At 68.5% G+C, this 15,894-nt stretch carries 11 protein-coding genes; 4 read left to right on the forward strand and 7 right to left on the reverse strand.

What is annotated here, in order from left to right:
• Positions 1-12: 12 nt before the first annotated feature.
• The 5 genes from ACFYW8_RS14845 to ACFYW8_RS14865 form a co-directional block, all read right to left on the reverse strand.
• Positions 13-1,158, reverse strand: coding sequence for a dipeptide ABC transporter ATP-binding protein (locus ACFYW8_RS14845; protein WP_365874609.1), 1,146 nt, complete (start codon positions 1,156-1,158; stop codon positions 13-15).
• Positions 1,151-2,206: an ABC transporter ATP-binding protein gene (locus ACFYW8_RS14850; protein WP_365874611.1), complete on the reverse strand. Its 1,056-nt coding sequence runs from the start codon at positions 2,204-2,206 to the stop codon at positions 1,151-1,153. Before ACFYW8_RS14850 ends, ACFYW8_RS14845 begins: the two co-directional genes overlap by 8 nt.
• A gap of 11 nt (positions 2,207-2,217) precedes the next feature.
• On the reverse strand, positions 2,218-3,159 hold the full coding sequence (locus tag ACFYW8_RS14855) for an ABC transporter permease (RefSeq protein WP_365874613.1): 942 nt from the start codon (positions 3,157-3,159) through the stop codon (positions 2,218-2,220).
• Positions 3,152-4,081: an ABC transporter permease gene (locus tag ACFYW8_RS14860; protein ID WP_389073306.1), complete on the reverse strand. Its 930-nt coding sequence runs from the start codon at positions 4,079-4,081 to the stop codon at positions 3,152-3,154. The genes ACFYW8_RS14855 and ACFYW8_RS14860 overlap by 8 nt, the downstream gene beginning before the upstream one ends.
• A gap of 138 nt (positions 4,082-4,219) precedes the next feature.
• Entirely contained in the window at positions 4,220-5,851 is a 1,632-nt protein-coding gene (locus tag ACFYW8_RS14865) for an ABC transporter substrate-binding protein (protein ID WP_389073310.1), read from the reverse strand.
• A 774-nt stretch (positions 5,852-6,625) separates the two neighbouring features.
• On the opposite strand from ACFYW8_RS14865, the gene ACFYW8_RS14870 reads away from it, so the two are divergent.
• The gene (locus ACFYW8_RS14870; RefSeq protein ID WP_389073312.1) at positions 6,626-7,390 is read left to right on the forward strand and encodes an alpha/beta fold hydrolase; all 765 of its coding nucleotides are present in this window, start codon (positions 6,626-6,628) and stop codon (positions 7,388-7,390) included.
• A gap of 113 nt (positions 7,391-7,503) precedes the next feature.
• Here ACFYW8_RS14870 and typA read toward each other — a convergent pair whose 3' ends face one another.
• Positions 7,504-9,417 (reverse strand): translational GTPase TypA, encoded by a 1,914-nt coding sequence (gene typA, locus ACFYW8_RS14875; RefSeq protein ID WP_365874621.1) that lies wholly within the window; start codon positions 9,415-9,417, stop codon positions 7,504-7,506.
• Between the two features lie 179 nt (positions 9,418-9,596).
• Positions 9,597-12,140, reverse strand: a complete 2,544-nt coding sequence (locus ACFYW8_RS14880; RefSeq protein WP_389073317.1) for an ABC transporter substrate-binding protein — start codon at positions 12,138-12,140, stop codon at positions 9,597-9,599.
• A 546-nt stretch (positions 12,141-12,686) separates the two neighbouring features.
• Between ACFYW8_RS14880 and ACFYW8_RS14885 the strand changes: the two genes are divergently transcribed.
• From ACFYW8_RS14885 to ACFYW8_RS14895, 3 genes are read left to right on the forward strand one after another with little or no spacing between them, the layout of a single operon-like run.
• Positions 12,687-13,010 carry a hypothetical protein gene (locus ACFYW8_RS14885; RefSeq protein WP_389073321.1) on the forward strand — a complete coding sequence of 108 codons (324 nt, stop codon included), beginning with the start codon at positions 12,687-12,689 and terminating at the stop codon, positions 13,008-13,010.
• Positions 13,011-13,061: 51 nt separating this feature from the next.
• The gene (locus ACFYW8_RS14890) at positions 13,062-13,883 is read left to right on the forward strand and encodes a hypothetical protein (RefSeq protein ID WP_365874627.1); all 822 of its coding nucleotides are present in this window, start codon (positions 13,062-13,064) and stop codon (positions 13,881-13,883) included.
• Between the two features lie 18 nt (positions 13,884-13,901).
• Positions 13,902-15,881, forward strand: a complete 1,980-nt coding sequence (locus ACFYW8_RS14895) for a fumarate reductase/succinate dehydrogenase flavoprotein subunit (protein ID WP_389073327.1) — start codon at positions 13,902-13,904, stop codon at positions 15,879-15,881.
• Positions 15,882-15,894 lie beyond the last annotated feature (13 nt).

Genomic DNA, 15,894 nt, shown 5'->3' on the forward strand with positions numbered 1-15,894 from the left:
CCGTGGATCACGTCAGGCGGCGTGGACCACGTCCTTCTCCTCGGCGAAGTGGCAGGCCGATTCGTGGGACGCGGGGGAGTCCGTGCCCTGGAAGCGCTGGGGAACCGCCAGCAGCGGGACCTCCTCGGCGCACCGGGCCTCGGCCTTCCAGCAGCGGGTGCGGAAGGAGCAGCCCGACGGCGGGTTGGCCGGGGACGGCACGTCACCGGTCAGGATGATCCGCTCGCGGTGCTCACGGGCCTCCGGGTCCGGCTGCGGTACGGCGGACAGCAGGGCCTGGGTGTAGGGGTGCGTGGGGTGGTCGTAGATCTGCTCGTCGGTGCCGATCTCAGCCATCTTGCCGAGGTACATCACACCGACCCGGTCGGAGATGTGCCGGACGATCGACAGGTCGTGCGCGATGAAGAGGTAGGAGAGGTTGAACTCGTCCTGCAGTCGCTCCATCAGGTTGATGACCTGCGCCTGCACCGACACGTCAAGCGCCGACACCGGCTCGTCGCAGATGATGATCTCGGGGTTGAGCGCGAGACCGCGGGCGATGCCGATGCGCTGGCGCTGGCCGCCGGAGAACTGGTGCGGATAGCGGTTGATGTACTCCGGGTTGAGCCCGACCACGTCCAGCAGTTCCTGGACCTTGCGCCGCCGGTCGCCCTTCGGTGCCACCTCGGGATGGATGTCGAAGGGCTCACCGATGATGTCGCCCACCGTCATACGGGGGTTGAGCGAGGTGTACGGGTCCTGGAAGACCATCTGGATGTTGCGGCGCACGGCCTTCAGGGCGCGTCCGGACAGCTTGGTGATGTCCTGGCCCTTGTAGAAGATCTCGCCCGCGGTCGCCCGCTCCAGGTTCATCAGCAGCTTGGCCACGGTGGACTTGCCGCAGCCGGACTCGCCCACGATGCCCAGCGTCTCGCCCTGGTGCAGATCGAAGGAGATACCGTCGACGGCCTTCACCGCGCCGATCTGCCGCTTGAACAGGATGCCCAGGGTGAGCGGGAAGTGCTTCACCAGGTTGCGCACCTGCAGGATCGGCTCGCCCCGGTCGATCGGGGCCTCGATCGCGGCGATCGCCTCCGTCTCGGAGTGGGTGTCGACGACCTCCACCTCGGAGACGTTCGGAGTGGCCTCCTGCTCGTCGTTCTTGCTGAGCTCAGCCATGGATCGTCTCCTTCCAGAAGTGGCAGGCCGAACCGCGGCCGACCAGCTCGGTACCGTCCTGCTCGCTGACCGGGAGCAGCGCCGGCACCTCGGTGCGGCAGATGTCCTGGGCCTTGGGGCAGCGCGGGTTGAAGGCGCAACCGGCCGGAATGCGCAGCAGGTTGGGCGGCAGCCCCTTGATCGCGTACAGCTCCTGGCCCTTCTGGTCCAGGCGCGGGATCGAGTCCAGCAGACCCCGCGTGTACGGGTGCGCCGGGCGCTTGTACAGCTCGTGGACCGGGGCACTCTCGACGATCCGGCCCGCGTACATCACCGCGATCTTGTCCGCGACGTCGGCGACGACGCCGAGGTCGTGGGTGATCAGGATCAGGCCCATGTTGTACTCGCGCTGGAGGTCCGCCAGCAGGTCCATGACCTGGGCCTGGACCGTCACGTCGAGCGCCGTGGTGGGCTCGTCGGCGATGATCAGGTCCGGCTCCAGGGCCAGCGCCATCGCGATCATGATGCGCTGGCGCATACCGCCCGAGAACTGGTGCGGGTAGTCGTTCACACGGGCCGCGGAGGCCGGGATCTTCACCCGGTCCATCAGCTCGATCGCCTTGGCCTTGGCCTGCTTCTTGGAGAGGCCCTGGTGCACCCGGAACATCTCGCCGAGCTGGTAGCCGACGGACAGAACGGGGTTGAGCGAGCTGAGCGCGTCCTGGAAGATCATGGCGATCCTCCGGCCGCGGATCTTGCGGCGCTCCTCGCCGGACATCTTGAGCATGTCCTGGCCGCGGAAGAGGATCTCGCCCTGCGGGATCTTCGCCGGCGGCATGTCGAGGATGCCCATGATCGCCTGCGCGGTGACGGACTTGCCGGAGCCCGACTCACCGAGCACGGCGAGCGTCTCGCCCACGCTGACGCTGTAGTTGACGCCGTTGACCGCCTTGGCGACACCCTCGCGGGTGTGGAACTCGACGTGCAGGTCGCGCACTTCGAGCAGCGGCCCGTCGTCGGTGCCGTCACGGGGACCTGGCACTGAGGCAGTTTCTTCCATCGGAATCATGTACGCCTCCCTCAGCGCAGCTTCGGGTCGAGGGCGTCGCGGACCGCGTCGCCGAGCATGATGAACGCGAGCACGGTGAGGCTCAGCACGGCGCTGGGGTAGAACAGCACATGCGGCGCGGTGCGGATGACCGTCTGCCCCGACGAGATGTCATTGCCCCAGGAGACGGCGCTGTCCGGCAGACCGATACCGAGGAAGGACAGGGTCGCCTCGGTCGCGATGTAACCACCGAGCGAGATCGTGGAGACAACGATCACGGGCGCGATCGCGTTCGGCAGGATGTGCCGGAGCAGGATCCGCCACGTGCCGGCGCCGAGTGCTCGCGCGGCCTGCACGAAGTCCTGCTGCTTGACCGTGATCACCGATCCGCGCATGACGCGGGCGATCTGGGTCCAGCCGAGGAAGACGAGCGCGAGTACCACGGACCACACGGTGCGGTGGGTGAAGGCGTTCAGTACGACGATCGAGCCGAGCAGCAGCGGGATGCCGAAGAACACGTCGGTCACCCGGGACAGCAGCGAGTCGAGCCAGCCGCCGTAGTAGCCCGCGAACATGCCGAAGAGGCTGCCGATGACGGCCACACCGAGCGTCGTGCAGATACCGACGATGATCGAGGCACGGGCACCGTAGACGACTCGCGAGTAGATGCTCCGGCCCTGGCCGTCGTACCCGAACCAGTCCTCCTGGAAGAAGTGGCTGAACTGCGGCTTGCCCAGGTAGTGGTTGGCGAGGTCGGCGTACTTCGGGTCGACGGACGTGAACAGGCCGGGAGCCGCCGCGATGGCGACCAGCAGCACGATCAACGCCGCCGACGCGACGAAGACGGGGTTGCGGCGCAGGTCCACCCACGCGTCGGACCAGAGGCTGCGCGGTTTGTCCTGCCCCGGTGCGGCGGCCGGCGCCGCGTCTACGGCGTCGTCTTCCGCACTCTTGGTCTTGAGAGCCTCAGGCATAGCGGATCCTCGGGTCCAGAACGGCGTACAGCAGGTCGACGACGAGGCTGGAGATCAGGTAGACGATCACCAGGACGGTGACGATGCCGACCACCGTGGCGTTGTCCGACTGGTTGATCGACCGGTACAGCTCGTTGCCGATGCCGTGCACGTTGAAGATGCCCTCGGTGACGATGGCGCCGCCCATCAGGGCGCCCAGGTCCGTACCGAGGAAGGTGACGACCGGGATCAGCGAGTTGCGCAGCAGGTGAACGCCGATGACACGTTTGCGCGGAAGTCCCTTGGCCACGGCGGTGCGGATGTAGTCGGCGCGGGTGTTCTCGGCGATCGAGGTCCGGCTGAGCCTCGCGACGTACGCGAAGGACAGGGACCCCAGCACGATGCCGGGCAGAATCAGCTGCGTGATGTCGTTGGAGTCCTGAACCGTCGGGGTCACCCAGCCGAGCTGGTTGCCGAACACGGTCTGGAAGACATAGCCGAGCACGAAGATCGGGATGGACGTCAGCAGCAGCGTGACCGCGAGCACGAACTTGTCGGCGGGCCGACCGCGGTTGAGTCCGGACAGGAGGCCCAGGGCGATGCCGACCACGATTTCGATGGTGAAGGCGACCAGGGCCAGTCGGATCGTCACCGGGAAGACCTCGGACATGACGTCCAGGACCTTGCGGCCGGTCACGAAGCTGGTGCCGAAGTCTCCCCGGAATACGTTGCTGATGTAGTGCCAGTACTGCTCGAGCACCGGTCGGTCGAACCAGTAGTCGTGCCGTAGGCGCGCCATCGCCTGCGGGTCGGCAGGCCTGTCGCCCCACAGCGCCCGGACGGGGTCACCGGGCAGTGAGTACACCATCAGAAAGATGAGCAGAGTGGTCCCGAAGAAAACCGGGATCATCTGGAGCAGTCGCCTCGCGACGTAGCGCCCCATCGAGCCTCCATTGTCAGCCGCTGCGACGGCCGCCCCTGCCGTGCTCCTCGTGGGAGTGGTATGGGGCGGCCGCCAGTTGCGAACGGTGGGCGCCCACAGTGATCGTGGGCGCCTGGGTGAATCGACCGTTGCGGCCTGTTACTTCTTGTAGACCACGACGTCGGCGTAGACCGGCTTGCCGAAGGTGTCGTAGCTGACGCCCGTGACATTGGCCGAGTAGCCGGCGTTCGTCTTGTAGTACCAGAGCGGGATGGCGGGCATGTCCTTGTAGAGCGCCTTCTCGGCGTCCTGGTACAGCGTCACCGACTCGTCCAGCGTGGCGGCCTTGTCGGCCTTCGCCGCAAGCTCGTCGAACGTCTTGTTCGAGTAGCCGCCCTCGTTACCCGCGGCCGTGGTGCCGTACAGGTCCTTGAGGAAGTTGGCGTTCAGCGGGTAGTCCTGCACCCAGCCGGAGCGGTAGAGGCTCTGGACCTTCTTCTTGGTGCGGACGTCCAGAGCGGTCTTGAAGTCCGCCTTCGCGTCGCCCTCGCACTTGACGCCCGTGTTCTGGGTGATGTTGGCGCAGACGGCCGTCACCCATTCCTTGTGGCCGCCGTCGGCGTTGTAGAGGACGGTGATCGTCGCGTTGGTGCCACCCGCCTCCTGGACCAGCTGCTTGGCCTTCGCCGGGTTGTACGTGCAGGCCTCACCGCAGGCATCGGCCGAGTAGCCCTTGACCGCGGGCGGCACGAAGCCCGTCGCGGGGGTACGCGAACCGGCGAGCACCTTCTCGGTGATCGTCTTGCGGTCGATGGCCATGGACAGGCCCTGGAGGAACTTCCCGCGGTCCTTGAGTCCCTTGATCGTCGGCGCGTACTCGGCGACGGAGATCGTCTGGATCGCGTTCTGCGGGGAGTCGACGGCGCGCTTGCCCAGGTCCTGGTGGTACTTGGCCATGTCGCTCGGAGCGACCTGGTCGAGCACGTCCAGGTTGTTGGAGACGGCGTCCTGGTAGGCGGCCTCGGAGGTCGTGTAGAACTTGAAGTCGATGCCGCCGTTCTTGGGCTTCGTGCCCGCGTACTTGGCGTACGTCTTCGTCAGGAAGTCCTGGTTGTGGTTCCACTTCACGAACTGGTACGGGCCGTTGCCGACGGGCTCCTGGCCGTACTTCTTCGGGTTCGTGTAGAAGACCTTGGGCAGCGGGTAGAACGCGCTGTAGCCCAGCTTGTAGGTCCAGTACGGAGCCGGGTTGGCCAGCTCGACCTTGATCGTGTTGTCGTCGGGCGCCGACAGACCGGACATCTTGTCGGTCTTCGGGTCACCCTTGTCCGGGTGGACATCGGTGTAGCCCTTGATGTCCGCGAACCAGGAGGCGTTCTGCTGCGCGTTCTTCGCGTTGGCGCCCCAGTTCCAGGCGTCCACGAAGGAGTGGGCGGTGACCTTCTCGCCGTTGTGGAAGGTCCAGCCCTGCTTGACCGTGATCGTGTAGTGACTGGCGTCGTCCTGCTTGATGGACTCGGCGACGAGGTTCTCCAGCGCACCGGTCTTCGGGTTGTAGTCGGCGAGACCGCTGAAGAGGGCGTCGGTGATGTGACCACCGCCGGTCTCCATGACGTTGGCCGGCTGAATGGGGTGCTGCGGCTCGCTGCTCTGGTAGCTGAAGACGCCCGCGGGGTCCGCCGTCTTCGAGCTGCTGCCGCCGGAGCTGTCTCCCCCACCACCGCAGGCGGTCGCTCCCAGCGCCACAACTGCCGCTATCGCGACCCACTTGGCGCTCTTGGCACCGCGCATGGGTTCCTCCTCATGAGTCCATTGGTTCACCGCAAGAGGGAACACTGGTCATACCCCCGCCACTTGAGACGGGAAAAATGCTGGTGCCCCCTGGCCCGTGAGTCGGCGCTGTCCACAGCGCCTGACCCGTTGATCCGAGCTCGCCTAACTATCTGCCATGGGCCAGGACCCGACCACACTCACAAGGTCTCGGTTCGATCACACCTGACGCCCACTTCTTCCAAAATCCGGACAAAGGGTTTGGCGAAAGATCCCTGCGAAACGGACTTGTTACACATCTAACGGTTTCGGGTGTTCGCATTCCGGACGTGGGTGGCGGGAAAACGAGTTGCGCCTGCCGGGGTCGCCATGCATAGGTGCCATCGGCGTGCTCACGTGCTGCGGAACCCCGCGGGGCGTTCACCCGTTGTACGGCCAACGAGCCGCCATGCCAAGGTCGTTCGGCGATCGAGCGCGTACGCGCGGCACGGCATGACCTGCAGAGCAAGGAGTGCCGTGGGGCCGGAACAGCGACCTATCTGGTCAGCAGAGTAGTGCGAATCAGCCACTCGCTGACGGGCCTCCTGTGATTCGAGGGTTTTCCCTACCCTTACGCAGCGCCGCAGGGTAGAGCGCGGCAGTCGGGTTCCGCAGCGGAACGACAGCCGGCCGTGTGCGGGCTGCGCCGGACCGCTTCCGCCTTGGTTCGCCCTGGGTCCGTCCAGTGGGCGAGGCGACGCGGTCGGCGGTGAAATGCGGAGGTGCTTCGATCACCCGCCGCCTAGGGTCTGCCGCATGACTCTCGATTACGACGCGACCGGAGACGGTCCCGCGCTGGTACTGCTGCACTCCGCGGTGTGCGACCGAAGAATGTGGGATCCGCAGTGGCCGGCCCTTGTCGATGCCGGATACCGGGTGGTGCGCTGCGACTTCCGGGGCTTCGGCCGGACTCCCCTGCCGGACCGGCGCCACAACGACGCGGAGGATGTGCTGGACCTGCTGGACACCCTCGGAATCGAGCAGGCGGCGCTGATCGCGTCCTCGTACGGCGGACGGGTCGCTCTGGAGATCGCCGCACGCCGTCCGGACCGGGTGTCCGCCATGGCTCTGTTGTGCTCCGGGCTGCCGGGGCATGAACCGACCGATGAGCTGCGCGCGTTCGGCGAGCGGGAGGACGCGCTGCTCGAGGCGGGCGATGTCGCGGGGGCCGTGGAGCTGAACGTGGACACCTGGCTGGGGCCGGACGCCGACGACGCGGTCCGGGAGAAGGTGCGCGGAATGCAGCGGCACGCCTTCGATGTGCAACTGGCCGCCCCCGAGGGGGCCGGGCGGAACGAGGTGGAGATCGACCTGTCAGCGATCAAGGCACCCTGTCTCGCTCTTTCGGGTGGCCACGACCTGACGGACTTTCGGCGGATCGCGGCCCTGCTGCCGGGTCTGCTCACCGACGTCCGGCATCTCGAACTGCCCTGGGCCGGTCATCTCCCGAGTCTTGAGCGGCCTGCCGCCGTGACGGACCTGCTGACCGGGTTCCTGCGCGAGACGGTCCCCGCCGGCTGAGCGCGGGGCCGTACGAAAAAGCCAGGGTGCCCCCGCGACGGGGGCACCCTGGCTCAGTCGACCGGCAGATCCGGACCTACTGAAAGGTGGACCGGACGCTACCGAACAGCGAATCAGCCGTGCTTGGCGCGGCTCGCGGTGCGACCGCGCTCCTTCTGGTCGAGGACGAGCTTGCGGATGCGCACGGACTCCGGGGTCACCTCGACGCACTCGTCGTCGCGGCAGAACTCCAGCGACTGCTCCAGGGAGAGCTTGCGCGGCGGGACGATCGCCTCGAACGAGTCGGCGGCGGCGGACCGCATGTTGGTGAGCTTCTTCTCCTTGGTGATGTTCACGTCCATGTCGTCGGCGCGGGAGTTCTCGCCGACGATCATTCCCTCGTACACCTCGGTGCCGGGGTCGGTGAACAGCACACCGCGCTCCTGGAGGTTCGTCATCGCGAACGCGGTGACGGCGCCGGCGCGGTCGGCGACCAGCGAACCGTTGTTGCGGGTCGTCAGGGTGCCGAACCACGGCTCGTGACCCTCGTGGATGGAGTGGGCGATGCCCGTACCGCGCGTGCCGGTCAGGAACTCGGTCCGGAAGCCGATGAGGCCGCGGGACGGGACGACGAACTCCAGGCGGACCCAGCCGGAGCCGTGGTTCGACATGTTGTCCATGCGGCCCTTGCGGACGCCCATGAGCTGCGTGACCGCGCCCATGTGCTCCTCGGGAACGTCGATCGTCATGCGCTCGACCGGCTCGTGGACCTTGCCGTCGATCACCTGGGTGACCACCTGCGGCTTGCCGATGGTCAGCTCGAAGCCCTCGCGGCGCATCTGCTCGACCAGGATGGCGAGCGCGAGCTCACCACGGCCCTGGACCTCCCAGGCGTCCGGGCGCTCGGTGTCGAGCACGCGGAGGGAGACGTTACCGACCAGCTCGCGGTCGAGGCGGTCCTTGACCTGACGGGCGGTGACCTTGCGGTCCTTGTCCTTGACCGCGGCCTTGGCGTCCGCGCCCTTGCCCGTGCCACCGCGACCGACCAGCGGCGAGGTGTTCGTGCCGATGGTCATGGAGATCGCGGGCTCGTCGACCGTGATCAGCGGCAGCGCGATCGGGTTCTCCGGGTCGGCCAGGGTCTCGCCGATCATGATGTCCGGGATACCGGCGACGGCGCAGATGTCACCGGGGCCGGCCATCTCGGCGGGCTTGCGGGTGAGCGCCTCGGTCATCAGCAGCTCGGTGATGCGCACGTTGGACATCGTGCCGTCGCGCTTGATCCACGTGACGGTCTGGCCCTTGCGCAGCTCGCCCTGCTCGACGCGGAGCAGCGCGATGCGGCCGAGGAAGTTGTCGGCGTCCAGGTTGGTCACGTGGGCCTGGAGCGGCGCGGACTCGTCGAAGGACGGGGCCGGAACGGAATCCAGGATCGTGGAGAAGAACGGCTCCAGGCTGTCGCTGTCGGCCGGGACGGTGCCGTCCTCCGGCTTGGTCAGCGAGGCGACGCCGTCACGCGCACACGCGTAGACGATCGGGAACTCGATCTGCTCCTCGTCGGCGTCCAGGTCCAGGAAGAGGTCGTAGGTCTCGTTGACGACCTCGTCGATCCGGGAGTCCGGGCGGTCGGTCTTGTTGATGCACAGGATGACCGGCAGACGCTGCTGCAGCGCCTTGCGCAGCACGAAGCGGGTCTGCGGCAGCGGACCCTCGGAGGCGTCGACGAGCAGGACGACCGCGTCCACCATCGACAGGCCGCGCTCGACCTCACCACCGAAGTCGGCGTGGCCGGGGGTGTCGATGATGTTGATCGTGATGACGTCGCCGCCATCCTTCGGGTGGTACTTGACCGCCGTGTTCTTCGCCAGGATCGTGATGCCCTTCTCACGTTCCAGGTCGTTCGAGTCCATCATGCGGTCGTCGAGCGACTCGGCGGCGTGCGCGGCGAAGGCACCGGCCTGCTTGAGCATGGCGTCGACCAGAGTGGTCTTGCCGTGGTCGACGTGGGCGACGATGGCGACGTTGCGGATGTCGTGGCGCGTGGCCATATTGAGGCGCTTCTCCCGGAGTGAGTGGACGGCCTCCGCAGCGCGGGGCCTGCCGGGCTGAACACGCCACGGCCTTACCCCATGGTACGTGGCCCGGACGGAGGCGGCCTCCGCAGGGCCACGGGGGGCCGGGCCGGGCGGGCCCGCCACACGGCGGGCCCGGGTCGTTCACCCGCAGGTCACCGGCCCTTCGACGGGCTCACCGAAGGGTGCGCGCCCTTCTTCAGGAAGCCCATGTCCTCGTACACCGGGGTCTGGAATCCGAAGGCTCCGGTGTTCGCCAGGCCGATGCGGGCGGCGGCCAGCTGGGGGCGCTGATACAGGGGGATGGAGCCGGCGGCCGCCCAGATGCGGGCGTCCGCCTTGCGGACGAGGGAGCGCTCCTCGTCCTCGTTCAGGGTGGAAAGCGCCTGGTCGAACAGCTGATCGACCTGGTCGGTGCCGACGCGGGTGTAGTTCTGCTCGACACTCAGCGAGCCGTCCGCCGCCGGAACGGGCTTGGCGTAGATCGGGCGGGCGTCGGTGGCCGGGAAGGCGGAGGCGGGCCACGAGTAGAGCGCCAGGTCGTACTGTCCCGAGGCGATGTGGTCCTTGAAGTAGCTGTCGTCGGAGACCTTCGAGATGTCCGTACGGACACCGATGCGCTGGAGCATCCGCGCGATCCGGTCGGCGACCGCACGCAGGGACTCCGAGCCCGCCCCGGAGGGCACGACGAAGCGGAGCGTCAGCGGCTTGCCGTCCTTGGCGAGGACATTGGACGCGGCGCCCGCCGGAGCGGCCGTCCCCTTGGGCGCGTACGCCCCCGGAAGCCCGCCCCGCCCTGCGTACTGCCGGCCGTCCAGGTGCCGGGCGGCCTGCTCGTCCGTGTGCGCGCCCGTCCTCGCGCCCGCCTGCTGCTCCTGCTTCCTGGCGTGGTCCTTGGGGTCCTGTGCCGGCTCACGGTCCACCCCGGACGGCTTGTCGTCCTCGCCGTCGGGGTACGTCCCGCCGTTGCCCGGCCTGTCGTCCTCGCCCGTGTCCCCCTTCTTCCTGCCTTTGGACCCGGCCGCCTTCTCCGTCTTCTTCTGCTCCGTGACCGGCCCGCCGGGCACCCACCCGGCGTCCGCGAGCAGTGCCCGCGCCTCGGCGGCGTCCTGGTTCCCGAGGGCCCCGCTGTTGTCGGCGTACGCCGCCTGGCCGGCGAGGGCGAGATGGCTGCCGACCGGCTCGGCGGGCAGACCCAGCGGCTGGAGGACGACGCGGGCGAGTTCCCTGCGGTCCAGGGCGCGGGCGATCGCGCGGCGGACGCGCTCGTCGGCGAGGGGGCCCTCGGAGCCGTTGAGGGCGAGCTGGGTGTAGGCGGGTTCGAGGGACTTGCGGACCACGAAGTAGCTCAGCACCGACCGCGAGGGAGCCTCCTTCGCCCCGGCGCCGCTCCCCTTCGCACCCGCCCCGCCCTTCTCGCCCTTGGTGCCCTGCTCGCCGCTGTCGTCCTTCTCGGCCTCGTCGCTCTTCTCGGCCTTGGTGCCCTTCTCGGCCTTGGTGCCCTTCTCGCCGCTGTCGTTCTTCTCGCCCTTGGTTGCCTTCTCGGCCTTGTCGCCCTTCTCGCCGCTGTCGTTCTTCTCGCCCTTGGTTGCCTTCTCGGCCTTGTCGGCCTTGTCGCCCTGCTTGTCCTTCTCGCCCTTCTCGCCGTTGTCGGCCTTCTCGTCCGCCGCGTTCTTCCCGTCCTCCTCCGAGGACGTGTCCTTCTCGCTCTTCTTCTTGGACGTGTCCGTCCCGCTCTTCTCGCCGGACGTGTCCTTCGCGCCCGCCGTGTGCCGCTCGCTCGTCGGGGTGGCCCCCTGCAACGGGGCCCCGTCCTTGTTCCGGGCGGCGAGGGTGACACGCTCCGCCTCGGCGGGGTCGATCTCGGCGAGGTCGAGTCTGTCGTCCGCGAGCGCCTCGGCCCGCTTGTCACGGGCCACGGCCACCAGGTCGATCTCGTCGAGCTTGCTGGGGTGGCCCCACCAGCGCGCGTTGCGGGTGAGGCTGACCTCGCCGGCCTTGCGGTCGACCGTCTTCAGCGCGAAGGGCCCCGCGGTGACCTTGAGCTTGCGCCGCGCGCCGTCGTTGAAGGAGTCCGCGGTCCCCATGACGTCCTTGGGGTAGAGCGGCGAGAACAGCGCCTTCCAGTCGGCGTAGGGCCGGCTGAACGTGACCTGGACCTCCAGGTTGCTCTTGCCCCGCTCGATCTTCTCGATACGGTCGTAGCCGGCGTTGCGTGCCGTCCAGTACGCGGAGTCCTTGCCGGACAGGGCGCGCCACTGGGCGGCGAAGTCCGCGGCGCCGATCTCGCGTCCGTCGCTCCACACGGCCTGCTGGTTGAGCTTGTACAGAACGACCTGCTTGGGCGACGTGCCCACGACCTTCGCCGACTCCAGGTAGTCGGAGTTGATCTGCGGCCGCCCGTTCGCGTCCAGCCGGTACATCGACGGCAGTACGGCACCCGCGACACGGGAGGTCGCGGCGTCGGCGTCCGCCTGGAAGGCGTTCAGCGTCTCCGGTACGGCGTCCACGGCCCAGCGCAGGGTGCCGCCGTCCGCGATCAGGTCACGGGACGCGGGGGCGATGTCCTGCACGGCCGTGGATCTGTCCGCCCCGTCGTCCGCACTGCACGCGGCGAGGGCTGGTACCGCGAGCACGCCCGCGGTGAGGAATGCGGCCGAGCGCATCACCGCGCGCAGTCCGACGCCTTCGTGGGACATCACTGCAACCTCCGGGGGACGCTCCGCTGTAGGGGCAGGTCTGCTTCTGATCCCGTTTGGCGGTATTAGGGAGCTGATCCGATCTACTGGCCAACTGAAGAGCAGGGCGGCAGGGCGGAAGCGGCGACACGGCGACGGCCGTACGGAACCCCACTCGTGCGGCGCAATCCGGAACCGCGCCACGGGCCGCCCCGGGGGCCTCACGAAGGACCGCACCACGGGCCACCCCGGGGGCCTCACGAAGGACCGCACCAGGGGCCGCACCCCGCGCCGGACGACGGACCCCGCCCCGCGCCACGGGCCCGGACTCCGTCGCGGGCACCTGGGGGCGTGGGGCCGGCGCGCCGGTTCCTCGCCCCGCCCCCGGCGCGCGGGAAATTCGGCCGGAGCGCAGGGCAATGAACCGGCGCGCGGGGCTCGATCTGGAGCGCGTCGACCTTCAATCCGTGCACACGCCTTCACACGGGTACGGGTGACGCGCAACACTCGCAGGCGCATGAACGTTGCCGCCTGGGGCCGCAGGGCCCGCGGAAGTGAGGGCAAGTCATGTCCGTGCACGACGACCTGACGTCAGTCCAGCGCAGCCTCGACGAACTGCAGCGGTCGGTCCGGCGCCTGGAACAGCAGATGGGCGCCGGTCTGGAGATGCGCCGCGTGCGCGCCGACGCCGACCACCTGCGCGAGAGCGTCGCGCTGCTGCGCGAGGCCACCAGTCCCTCCGCCAGGCGCCCCACCGGGCCCGGACCGGCGGTGACCGCGTCCGGCCGGCTGCCCGACCTGGTGCCCGTCCCCGACACCCCGTACGACAGCTCCTTGTGGACCGATTCCGACGACGAGGGTCTCGGCGCCCACCACGGTCCCACCCACTGAGCGCCGCGCCCTCGACACCGGCGCGCCCCCGAACCCGACCGGAGTGCGAAGTTGGCCACTGGTACGGAACCTCATCTGAACAGCGGCGGTGTACGAACCGGTACGCGCGCCGCGATCGCCGCCCCGCATCTGCGGACCGACCGCTGGTGGCTGGCGCCCGCCGCCACCGCGGCCGGGCTGCTGGCCTTCGTCGTGTACTCGACCTGGCGGGCCTTCTCGGACGCGCACTACTACGCGGCGCCGTACGTCTCGCCGTTCTACTCGCCCTGTCTGGCCGAGCGGTGCGGGACCATGCGCGCGGGACCGAACGCGGACCTGTTCGGGAGCTGGTGGGCGATCTCCCCCGCGATCATCATCCTGATCTTCCCGCTCGGCTTCCGGCTGACCTGTTACTACTACCGCAAGGCCTACTACCGCGGGTTCTGGGCGAGCCCGCCGGCCTGCGCGGTGGCCGAGCCGCACAAGAAGTACACCGGCGAGACCCGCTTCCCGCTGATCCTGCAGAACATCCACCGGTACTTCTTCTACGCGGCCCTCGTCGTCGCGGGCATCCTGACGTACGACACCGTGCTGTCCTTCCGCGACGAGCACTACGACTGGGGCCACATGGGCCTCGGCACGCTGGTGTTCCTGGTCAACATCACGCTGATCTGGGCGTACACCCTCTCCTGCCACTCCTGCCGGCACATCGTCGGCGGGAAGCTCAAGCACTTCTCCAAACACCCCGTGCGCTATCGGATGTGGCAGTGGGTCGGGAAACTGAATGCCCGTCACATGCTGCTGGCCTGGGCGTCGTTGGTGAGCGTGGCGCTCGCCGACTTCTACGTGTACCTGGTCGCGTCCGGCGCCTTCGACGATCCGCGCTTCTTCTAGATTGGGTGGAGCCCCCTGATGTCCGTGGTCGACCGACAGGAGTGGGACGTCGTCGTGGTCGGTGCCGGCGGCGCCGGACTGCGTGCCGCGATCGAGGCACGCGAGCGCGGCGCCCGTACGGCGGTGATCTGCAAGTCGCTGTTCGGCAAGGCGCACACGGTGATGGCCGAGGGCGGCATCGCGGCCGCCATGGGCAATGTGAACTCCGGCGACAACTGGCAGGTCCACTTCCGCGACACCATGCGCGGCGGCAAGTTCCTCAACCAGTGGCGGATGGCCGAGCTGCACGCCCGCGAAGCACCGGACCGCGTATGGGAGCTGGAGACCTGGGGGGCGCTCTTCGACCGAACGAGGGACGGGCGGATCTCGCAGCGCAACTTCGGCGGCCACGAGTACCCGCGCCTCGCCCACGTCGGCGACCGCACCGGACTCGAACTGATCCGCACGCTCCAGCAGAAGATCGTGTCCCTCCAGCAGGAGGACATGAAGGAGACCGGTGACTACGAGTCGCGTCTGAAGGTCTATCAGGAGTGCACCGTCACACGGATCCTGAAGGACGGGGAGCGCGTCTCCGGGACCTTCTGCTACGAGCGCGAGTCGGGCCGGTTCTTCGTCCTCGAAGCACCCTCCGTCGTGATCGCCACCGGCGGCATCGGCAAGTCCTTCAAGGTGACGTCCAACTCGTGGGAGTACACAGGTGACGGGCACGCGCTGGCGCTGCTCGCCGGAGCACCGCTGCTGAACATGGAGTTCGTCCAGTTCCATCCGACGGGCATGGTCTGGCCGCCGTCGGTCAAGGGCATCCTCGTCACCGAGTCGGTGCGCGGCGACGGCGGGGTGCTGCGCAACTCCGACGGCAAGCGGTTCATGTTCGACTACATCCCCGATGTCTTCAAGGAGAAGTACGCGCAGTCGGAGGAGGAGGGCGACCGCTGGTACGAGGACCCGGACCACAACCGGCGCCCACCGGAGCTGCTGCCGCGCGACGAGGTGGCGCGGGCGATCAACTCCGAGGTGAAGGCGGGCCGCGGATCACCGCACGGCGGCGTCTTCCTCGACGTGTCGACCCGGATGCCCGCCGAGGTGATCAAGCGCCGGCTCCCGTCCATGTACCACCAGTTCAAGGAGCTGGCCGACGTCGACATCACGGCGGAGGCCATGGAGGTCGGGCCCACCTGCCACTACGTCATGGGCGGTATCGCCGTCGACTCGGACACGGCCGCGGCCCGCGGTGTACCCGGGCTGTTCGCGGCCGGTGAGGTCGCGGGCGGTATGCACGGCTCCAACCGGCTGGGCGGCAACTCCCTCTCCGACCTGCTGGTGTTCGGGCGGCGGGCCGGGTGGCACGCGGCACAGTACGCGGCCGGTCTCACCGGGGACGGCGGCACCCGCCCGCCCCTGGACGACACCCAGATCGACGCGGCCGCCGCGGAGGCGCTGCGGCCCTTCTCCGCCGAGGGACCCGAATCCGTCCCCGGCGCGACAGCCGACGGGGCCCCGGTCTCCGGTGCGCGCCCGCCCGAGAACCCGTACACCCTGCACCAGGAACTCCAGCAGACGATGAACGACCTGGTCGGCATCATCCGCCGTGAGGCCGAGATGGAACGGGCCCTGGAGAAACTCGCCGAGCTGCGGGTCCGGGCGCGCCGGGCCGGGGTGGAGGGCCACCGGCAGTTCAACCCGGGCTGGCACCTCTCCCTGGACCTGCGCAACATGCTCCTGGTCAGCGAGTGCGTGGCACGGGCGGCGCTGGAGCGAACCGAGTCGCGCGGCGGGCACACCCGCGAGGACCACCCGGCGATGGAGCGCTCCTGGCGCCGGATCAATCTCCTGTGCCGGCTCACCGACCCCACGGGCGGACTGGCCGCCACCGACCCGGTGGCCGGACAGATCGACCTGGTGAACGAGACCAGCCGGCCCATCCGCCCCGACCTGCTCGCCCTCTTCGAGAAGGAGGAGCTGGTCAAGTACCTCGCCGAAGAGGAGCTTTACGAGTGAGCAGGGAGCAGCA

It is taken from the genome of Streptomyces sp. NPDC002742, assembly GCF_042888885.1.
Classification (GTDB): domain Bacteria; phylum Actinomycetota; class Actinomycetes; order Streptomycetales; family Streptomycetaceae; genus Streptomyces.